Here is a 9,190-nt window from a genome sequence, read left to right on the forward strand (position 1 = left end):
AATTATATTATTATGGCTATAATCCCTTTGTTTACTGGGATTATAGCCGTTTTTCTCTTCCTCTCCTTTTCACTAAACTTTATTATGAATTAACATAGTTAGAATGAAATTTAAGTAGCAAGTAAAACTTAGTTAAAATGCGACGAAATACCGAAAATCAGAATAAAGTCTTGTCAAAATCATAATAAAGCATAGTGATTACTAATAAAGACTGGTCAAAATTAGAATAAAGTATTGTTATTAACAATAAAGTTTGAGGGCTCATAATAAAGTCTGGTTGTTTAAAATAAAGTCCTGTGAAAATCATAATAAAGTTAGATGAAAGCCTTGCGGTTTAACTGTTGGCCCGTTAGAATCGACTCAAATACAGTACTTAATTGAATGTCATCTAAAGGGGGTGGTTAAACTGGCGAAAAGAAAACTAAATTGGAATCAAGATAAATATAATCGATTTTGGATAGGTTATACTTAGTTGGACAGAAACGTTAAGGTCATGTAACCTAATAAACAAGGAGATGAAAAACATGACCAAACGAACACGAAGAAGTTTCACCCCAGAGTTTAAAGAACAACTGGTACAACTCCATTTACACGGCAAACCTCGGGCAGAAATTGTCAAAGAATATGATTTAACCGCCTCGGCTTTTGACAGATGGGTCAAACAACATCAAAACAGCGGATCCTTCTCAGAAAAAGACAATCGCAGCCCTGAAGAAAATGAACTGATCAAATTACGTAAAGAGCTGGACCAGCTACGCATGGAGAACGACATCCTATACCCTTGCAGGGCACAAGAAAGCAGGCAGCGCTGATCATCGGACGAAAGTAACTGTGATCCGTAATAACGCTCACAAATACTCAGTATCAGCAATGTGCCTCGTCCTCAAGATTCCAAGAAGCACCTACTACTACGACGCTAAGCGTGTTGTAAAGGAAGAACCTTTTACAGAGCCCGTGATACAGGTTTTCCGGGAAAGCCGTAACAACTATGGTGCCCGTCGCATCAAGGCTGCGTTTCAAAAGAAAGGCCATCGTCTATCACGAAAGCGAATCCGACGGATCATGAAGGCAAACGGCCTGGTATCCAACTATACCGTAGCCCAGTACAAAGCCCATGCCCGTAAAGCACCAGAAAGCAAAATCCCCAATAGATTGAACCGACAGTTCAATGACCACTCTCCCTACGCCGTGATGGTTAGTGACCTGACCTATGTCCGAGTAGGAGGCAAATGGCATTATGTCTGTCTATTGGCAGACCTGTTTAACCGGGAGATCGTGGGTTACAGTGCCGGCCCTCATAAAACGGCAACATTAGTCCAACAAGCCTTGAGCAAAGTGAGAGGGAACCTGAACCAAGTACAGCTTTTCCATACAGACCAGGGTAGCGAATTCAACAACCAGCTGATGGCCAATGCCCTGAAGACCTTTGGTATTCAGCCCTCTATGAGCCTGAAAGGGTGCCCGTATGATAACGCCGTAGCAGAAGCCACCTTCAAAACCTTCAAGATAGAATTTATCTACCAGCACCAGTTTGAAGACTTATCTCACCTCAGACGCGAACTGGCAGACTATGTGAACTGGTTTAACCGATTACGATTGCATTCGTCATTGGACTACAACAGCCCTTGGGAGTACAGAGATCTTTACCAACACAGCTTCCCGAGCCAACCAGTGGAATCCCTTTAACTGTCTGAGGAGTGGTGTCAAGGGCGCACTTCCTCTTTACACCATGACGACGGACGGTTACAATCCACTTTCTGGTTGGCCGGAAGTGAACTGAAGTATTTGATTGTAAGTTTTACTATTGGGCATGTCCCTTATCTTTTTTGTTCAAAAAAGGGTTGCCATTCCATTAAGGATATATTAGAAAGCCTTACTTTAGCAGAAAAAAATAATATAAAAATAAATAGAGAGCATACTTTTTCTAATGGTAAGCGAATTGACATCTTAATAAATGTTAGAGATACAATGATAATAGCGATTGAAAACAAAGTATTCTCAAGCGAATCTGATAAGCAAACAGAAGTCTACGAGAAAAGCATCTATGAAGAATTTCCAGATCACGAATATTTATTTTTATTTTTAACTCCTAATGGTAAGTTGGCGCAGTCTGAAAACTTTAAGTCTATTTCCTATAAGCAGTTAGTTAACCAACTGAAACAGGTAGAGTTTGATTATAGAAGAGATATTAGGAGAAAGATCATATTTGATGAATTTATATTGCATGTGGAGGAATATATGATGAATAAAAAATCGAAAAGTATCTCAGACCAAACTAAACTATATTTAGAGTATCAGGACACTATAAAAAAGTTAAGTGAGTACTATAAGAAAGATTCTCTGATGGTGTTCGAAGAATTTGAAGGAATACTGAAGAATTTCTTTGGTGGAGATAAACGGGTGTTTAATATAAAACAGGAGAGGGGCTTCCATCAAGTCTATAAGAAAACATGGAACAGAACTGGACTATTTATACACCATGAGTTTTGGATTTCAAGTGAAGATATTTTGTCTAGGTTAGATTTTGAATATATGATTGAAGTTGAAGGAAAAGAGAAGGAGAACTTCTTTTCATTATTCCAAAAGGAGTATGAAAAAATGGAAGGGGAGTATCGGGAAAGGGGCATTTCATATCGACCTGATAATAGAAAAATAGCAATTGCATATAAAAGAATAGATAATTATTTTAGACCGGACTATGTAGGCGAAAATAAATTGATTGAAGAACTTGAACACTGGAAATTTATAGAGAGTGCAATAGATAGAGTACATAAAGAATTTTTAAGGCTATATACCGTGAAATAATTTTTTAGGAGGGGAGCAATGCTAAACTTCTCAGAGGAAACGTCTAAAAACTACATCTATACCAATGATGCAAAAATAAAAAGATATGTGGATTCCCATGTATTTGAAGTAAAAGGATTACAGCAAGGTCAAAAATTCATCCATGCAGATATGAATTCATTAAATATTTTGATTGTTAATACTGAAAAGCCTCTACATATTGGCCCAGCAGAGGATTTTAATTATGTCATAAAGTATGGGGTGTGCCGAGAAAAAACTATTGATAGTGAGATTTATCTTCCAAATCAAGAAGCATTACAAGGACTCTTAAGAATTTTAAGTGGGTATATAAATGAAGATGCACTTCACCCTATAGGCACAGAGGTGGAAGAACATATAATGTATGTACTCAAGCATTCTAATATGAAACATAAATACCTTCGGTTCAATACTGAAGATGAATATTTAAAGAATATAAGAGAGTTTATTGATAATACTGAGATTACAAATAATAGTAAAGCATTAGTAGCATTAAGGTATGGAACTGAGGAAGATGGGGGATTATTCTGGCTATCTAAAATAGGCGAGTATGTAAATGAGTTAATGGAGGAAAAAGGCAAAACTAAGATTGATTTTATTTACTTCCCTTTTTCCCATGGAAAAGATGAGGACAAGGCTGGAATTATAGAAATGGATATTTTCATTACGGGAGTTTAGTAAGATAAGGGTTGAAACTGATTAGGTACTGTAAAGTAACACATGAAAACTGAGAAAACAAAAATTCAGAATCAGCGAGAGTAGGACGAAGTGGAAATATCATATAAACGGGGGAGATTAAATGAAACCAAATATATTTAACTACGCTACTAGTGAATTATCACAGGATGCAGTTTTATGCTGGATGCTTGATTGGGCAAATTTTGATAATAAGATCATGAGTGACTTTGCTAAAGACTTCATTAGACTAATCCTTGAACTACATCAATATGAAGACCAAGATTTAGATAATCTAGAGAAGGTAGAAATTAAAAGACAATATAAGAATATAGATATTCTAGTATTGCTCCATTTTTCAAGTAGTATAATACCAATTATAATTGAGGATAAAACATATACAAAAACACATAGTAATCAACTGAAAAGGTACTATGAATTTATATTAAAAGATCAAGAAGGTAAGTCAGCGATTAGAAAACCTTTAGGGATTTACTATAAAACTGGCTTTATCTATGATAATGAAATGAAAGAAGTTGAAGAAAGAGGTTATAAGGTTATTGGTAAGGTAGAGATGCTTGATCTAATGAAACAATACACAGGACAAGCAGGTAGTGATATTTTGAAGGATTATTATCAACACATTTCTAGGTTGGCAGACTGGGAAAGTCAACTCTCTGCAATAATCCAAGAGAATAAAACTGAAAAAACGGCAGACCTTTTAAGAACCCCTGAGGGGCAGTGGATGTTTATGAGGGAAATATTTCGAAATTATGAAGAAGGCGTTTTATATAATGGTACAAATCCTAATGGATCACCATGGACTCAATATAGGATTATTCCTTATAATAGTTGCAAAGAACTCCCAGATGCTATTTTTTATAGGGTGGATAACAGGAAGGAAGGTTACTATATTGCAATAAGACAGTATTTGAAAATAGATAAGAAATCGCCGGAATACAATAGTTTGTTGGAAGCAAAAAAGGAACGATTGGAGCGATTAAAAGGATGTTTTGATAGAACACTAAAGATTTTAGGTGCAAATACCAAAGAAATTCTAGAGTGTGGGAAGATAAGCAAAAGCGGCAATTTTGAATCTGAGATAGGAGTATTTTTCATTAATGAAAAGAACACCTTAAGTAAAGTGATAGAAATTATTCCAAAGTTCAATGAGGCTTTTAAGCAGGAAATAGAGAAAACTTTTAATCACCAATAGTATAAATTCTAATGGAAATCAAATAAAGAGGTGAGGGGATATGCCTAATACTGATTGGTCTAAACTGAATAATTTACAATTAGGTCGTTATGCTGAGTATTTTGCAAAAATGGAGTTTACATCATATGGTCTGGAGGTATACACGTGTGAAGTAGATGACCATGGAGTAGATTTTATAGTGAAGGATAAGAAAGGGCGTTTTTGTGAAATACAAGTAAAATCCCTAAGGAACAAAGGTTATGTTTGTATGACTAAAAGCAAGTTTGATATAAGTAATAAGAATTTGTATGTAACTTTATTATTATTTGAAGATGGAAAGACCCCTGATATTTTTCTGCTCCCTTCAGCGGCATGGGAAGTACCTAATGAGGTTTTTGTTGATAGAAATTATGATAAACCGGGGCAAACTAGCAAACCAGAATATGGAATAAATATATCAAATAGAAACTATGAGATACTAGAAATATTTAAGTTTAAAGAATCGATTGAAGAATTTATTTAAGTGAGATTACAAATATAGTAAAAACATATATTTTAGATAAGTATAAAAAAGATGATAAAGTTAATAAAGTAATGTATAATTCAAGATATAAGGTTAAATATTATGGAAATCATTATTTATTAGAGATTAGTTAATATAACAGTTTCTTTAGATTATAAATAAACGTATATTAAGTTGGAATTACAGAATCTAATAGGGGAGTATATATAATTAAATGAAAAGAGAGGGGTGAAAGAATATGGCTTCTGGAGATAGTTTAATAAAATTATTCAAATCATTTAAGGAGAATAACCAAGTGGAATTTACAAAAATCGCACATGAAATAATTGAAGATGAAAAGAAAAAGAATCATTATCTGCTTGCTGACAAACTACACAAAATATTATTCGATAATAACTACAGTAGTACACTGAAAAATAGGAGTTTAAATAGTAAACAGTTGCCAGTAGATAAAGAATCAGGATTTCAATTACTTGAGATGAAGTTTACTAAACTATTATTAGACGATATTATTCTCACCTTGAGTAATAAAGAAAAAATCCAAGAAATAATAAATGAATTTGAGCATAAAGAAATTCTTGAGACTTATAAATTATACCCGAAAACTAAAATATTATTTTGTGGTCCACCGGGGTGCGGTAAAACAATGACCGCTGAGGCAATTGCTAATGAACTACAATTACCATTGTTGTATACTCGATTTGATAGTGTGATATCTTCTTTTCTAGGAGAGACATCTACTAACTTGAGAAAGATTTTTGATTTTGCAAAAGAAGGAGAATGGGTACTATTTTTTGATGAGTTTGATTCAATAGGGAAGAGTAGATCATTAGGTTCAGAGCATGGAGAATTAAAGAGAGTAGTTAACGGCTTTCTTCAACTAATGGATAACTTCCCTAAAGATAAGATTATTATTGCAGCAACAAACTATGAAACCGTAATAGACAAAGCATTATGGAGAAGGTTTGATGAAATTGTTGTTTTTAATAATCCAGATAGAGAATCAATAGAGAAAACTGTCAAAGTGAAACTTAGGAATTTTCACTTTGATTCCTTAAACATTGAAAAACATTTAGATGATTTGGTAGGCCTATCATTTGCTGATATAGAGAGAATTTGTTTAGAAGCAACTAAAAACTCAATACTAAAACATGAAAACTCTATAACAAATGATTTGTTTAAGAAGGCAGTTTTAAAGGAAAAAGAGAGGAAAAAAGTATCAATAAAACCTTAATAGGTTTACAGATACCTGAGGGGGAGAGGTATGAAACATATAGAATTTAGTAAGGTTAGGTTAGAGGATAGGGAGAGAAGAAAAAGGAGAGGCTTTGGTGATGCTCCTCCTAGCAAAGATCATACAACACATGCAGCGTTTTTAGATGAATCGTTAGATAGTAAAGTTCAAGAGGCATTAGAAAAAAGTCAAAGATTTGAGTTTCATCCATATCTAGTTATGAAAATAGAATTGGAGCCGGGATACACATTACAAGATAGTGATGAAGAAAAACTTGAATATTTTGGAGTTAAAATAATTGATAAAGAAACCAAAGAATTACAAGTACTATTTACAGATGACTTAAGATTAGAAAACTTCAAAATCGCACTAGAGAATTATAAACAAGGAAAAATTGCTAAAACTAAAATAGAAAATCAAGATTTATTTTCAATTATAAAGAGTATCACAGAATGGTCACGAGAAGATAGGCTAGGGCTGGACATATCAAGCATAAAAGATGGAGACTACATAGATTGTTATCTTTGGGTGTTTGATACTGTTGATAAGTCTAATGAAAAGATGAATGAGTTTAAAAACTTTGTTGCAAATAATAATGGACGAGTATGTGATATATATGTTGGAGATTCTGTAGTCTTATCAAGAGTAAAACTGGGTGAGGGTGTTCTAGATAAGATATTGGAGCATCCTTTAGTATACAAAGTAGAAAGCATCCCTAAGTTCAATATATTACATAACATGATTAAAACAACAAAAGAAATAACCCTCGATCAAATAACTTTTGATACTAGCAGATTGTTTCCTGAGGAATCATCGTCTATATGTATTATAGATAGTGGAATTTTTATGCAACATCCATTGTTAAGAGGTGTAATAGGAGACTCAAAAACATTTTATTGTTCAGACGAATATCAGAGTTCCACAAATGATTTTGATGGACATGGAACTAAAGTAGCATCTATTTGTGAGTACGGAGATTTTTCGGAAAAAGATGAGTTCACACCAGAAATATTTCTATTTAATGCCAAGATACACGATGGTCAATATACAAATACTTTTGAATTATGGAAAAGAGAAGTTACTGAACAAATAGGGGAATTCTCATGGGAGATAACAGATATAATTATGGCATACGAAGATGGAGAAATAACCTTTGAAGATTTGGTATCAAATTTTCCACAAGAACAACAACCTTATTTAAAAATGGTTTATTCAAGATACTCTGCCTTTTATGAAAAGTTAATTCCTAATCAAATGAAAGAAATTGTTGAATACTTTTATAAAGGGTATGGTTGCCGAATTTATAATCTGTCACAAGGAAGTATTGATTATATATATGACGGACTCAAGCCTAAGGCATGGGCCTGTGTTTTAGATGAGTTACAAAATCTATATGATATTGTTTTTGTGATTTCTTCAGGGAATTACTTGTATGAGGCAAACAATGACTATAATAACATTTTTTGCAGATATCCTCTTTATTTTTATCAGAGTCCAGAGTGTAGAGTAATCGAGCCTGCAAACTCAGCAACATCAATTACTGTTGGGTCTATGGCTATTTCTGACGAAGTGTATAATGTGCCCGAAAGATTAGAAAGGTTAAATATTACTAGTAGGGATAACTTATCAAGTATCACAAGGGTTGGTCCGGGAGTTATGAATGCCGTAAAGCCAGAATTTGTAGCGTATGGTGGAGATCGTAGTGTTTTTGTTGACCCTATGGGGAATCATAGACCTGTACCTAATTTAGGTTTATCGAAACTATTGTTTAATAATGATAATGCAGGTATGTTCGAATGGGATGTTGGGACAAGTTTTGCAGCGCCATATATATCACATATCCTAGGATGTTTTTTGAACAGATACCCTCAAGCATCAAATAATCTTATGCGTGCAATAATAGCGAGTTCTGCAAAAATTCCAGTAAGCATACGAAATCAAGTACAAGAGATTATTGATAGCGAAGAAGAGTTACAAAAAGAATTCTTATACCAAAATAAGAGTAACTATAATAAGTTGCTATATTATACTGCAGGATATGGGTACCCAGATAAATACAGTTGTTTAAGTTCACTGGATAATAGAGTAGTTCTAATGGCAGATATTAATACGGATGAAGAGGCGATAAAACCAGATAATATGCATATATTTGAAATTCCATTGCCAAAAGAATTTAGACAATCATCAGGGAAAAAGAAAGTAATAATTTCTTTAGCATTTAATCCGCAGGTTAGAAATACAAGGCTAGATTATATTGGTATTTCAATGGATTATAAATTAGTTAAAGGTAAAACCAAAGAAGAAGTTATAGAGATTTTTGAAACTCAAAAGGGCAAGGAAGATGCAATACCAATAGAAAATAGATGTGTTTGTGATTTAGAACCGAGTACAACCATTCGTAGTAATGGAACACTTCAGAAATCAACATTTGAATTTTCTAGAGATACAAATTTTGATAATGATAACTTGTATCTAGTAGTTAACGCAAAAAAGAATTGGTCAGAAAAGCCACAAAAGTATGCAGTAGTAGCCGTGCTAGAAAGTGAAGATAAAGATTTGAAAATTTACAATGAAATTAAAAGTAGAGTAGAGGGAACTATCACTACGAGAATTAGAGTATAGTAGTTAGTATTATTTCTTATATCTGTCGAATCATAATAAAGACTGGTGAATAAGAATAAAGAATGGTGAAAAATAATAAAGATTAGTGAAAGCCCAGCGGGTATTTGCAGAGAAAGGT

Annotated in this window: 6 protein-coding genes and 1 pseudogene; all 7 read left to right on the forward strand. The window is 33.5% G+C overall.

All coding sequences use genetic code 11. The features are described 5' to 3' along the window. The first annotated feature begins 524 nt into the window (after positions 1 to 524). Positions 525 to 1,686 (forward strand): annotated as a pseudogene (locus BLV55_RS14245) (IS3 family transposase). A 99-nt stretch (positions 1,687 to 1,785) separates the two neighbouring features. Then, positions 1,786 to 2,805, forward strand: a complete 1,020-nt coding sequence (locus BLV55_RS14250; protein WP_176968436.1) for a PD-(D/E)XK nuclease family protein — start codon at positions 1,786 to 1,788, stop codon at positions 2,803 to 2,805. An 18-nt stretch (positions 2,806 to 2,823) separates the two neighbouring features. Next, the gene (locus tag BLV55_RS14255) at positions 2,824 to 3,501 is read left to right on the forward strand and encodes a hypothetical protein (RefSeq protein ID WP_093315633.1); all 678 of its coding nucleotides are present in this window, start codon (positions 2,824 to 2,826) and stop codon (positions 3,499 to 3,501) included. Between the two features lie 121 nt (positions 3,502 to 3,622). After that, on the forward strand, positions 3,623 to 4,714 hold the full coding sequence (locus BLV55_RS14260; RefSeq protein ID WP_093315635.1) for a PD-(D/E)XK nuclease family protein: 1,092 nt from the start codon (positions 3,623 to 3,625) through the stop codon (positions 4,712 to 4,714). A 40-nt stretch (positions 4,715 to 4,754) separates the two neighbouring features. Then, positions 4,755 to 5,216 carry a hypothetical protein gene (locus BLV55_RS14265; RefSeq protein WP_093315637.1) on the forward strand — a complete coding sequence of 154 codons (462 nt, stop codon included), beginning with the start codon at positions 4,755 to 4,757 and terminating at the stop codon, positions 5,214 to 5,216. A gap of 238 nt (positions 5,217 to 5,454) precedes the next feature. Next, positions 5,455 to 6,450, forward strand: coding sequence for an AAA family ATPase (locus tag BLV55_RS14270; RefSeq protein ID WP_093315639.1), 996 nt, complete (start codon positions 5,455 to 5,457; stop codon positions 6,448 to 6,450). 30 nt (positions 6,451 to 6,480) lie between these two features. Continuing rightward, positions 6,481 to 9,072, forward strand: a complete 2,592-nt coding sequence (locus tag BLV55_RS14275) for a S8 family peptidase (RefSeq protein ID WP_093315641.1) — start codon at positions 6,481 to 6,483, stop codon at positions 9,070 to 9,072. Positions 9,073 to 9,190 lie beyond the last annotated feature (118 nt).

The sequence above is a fragment of the Tindallia californiensis genome (genome assembly GCF_900107405.1).
Taxonomy (GTDB): Bacteria; Bacillota; Clostridia; order Peptostreptococcales; family Tindalliaceae; genus Tindallia; species Tindallia californiensis.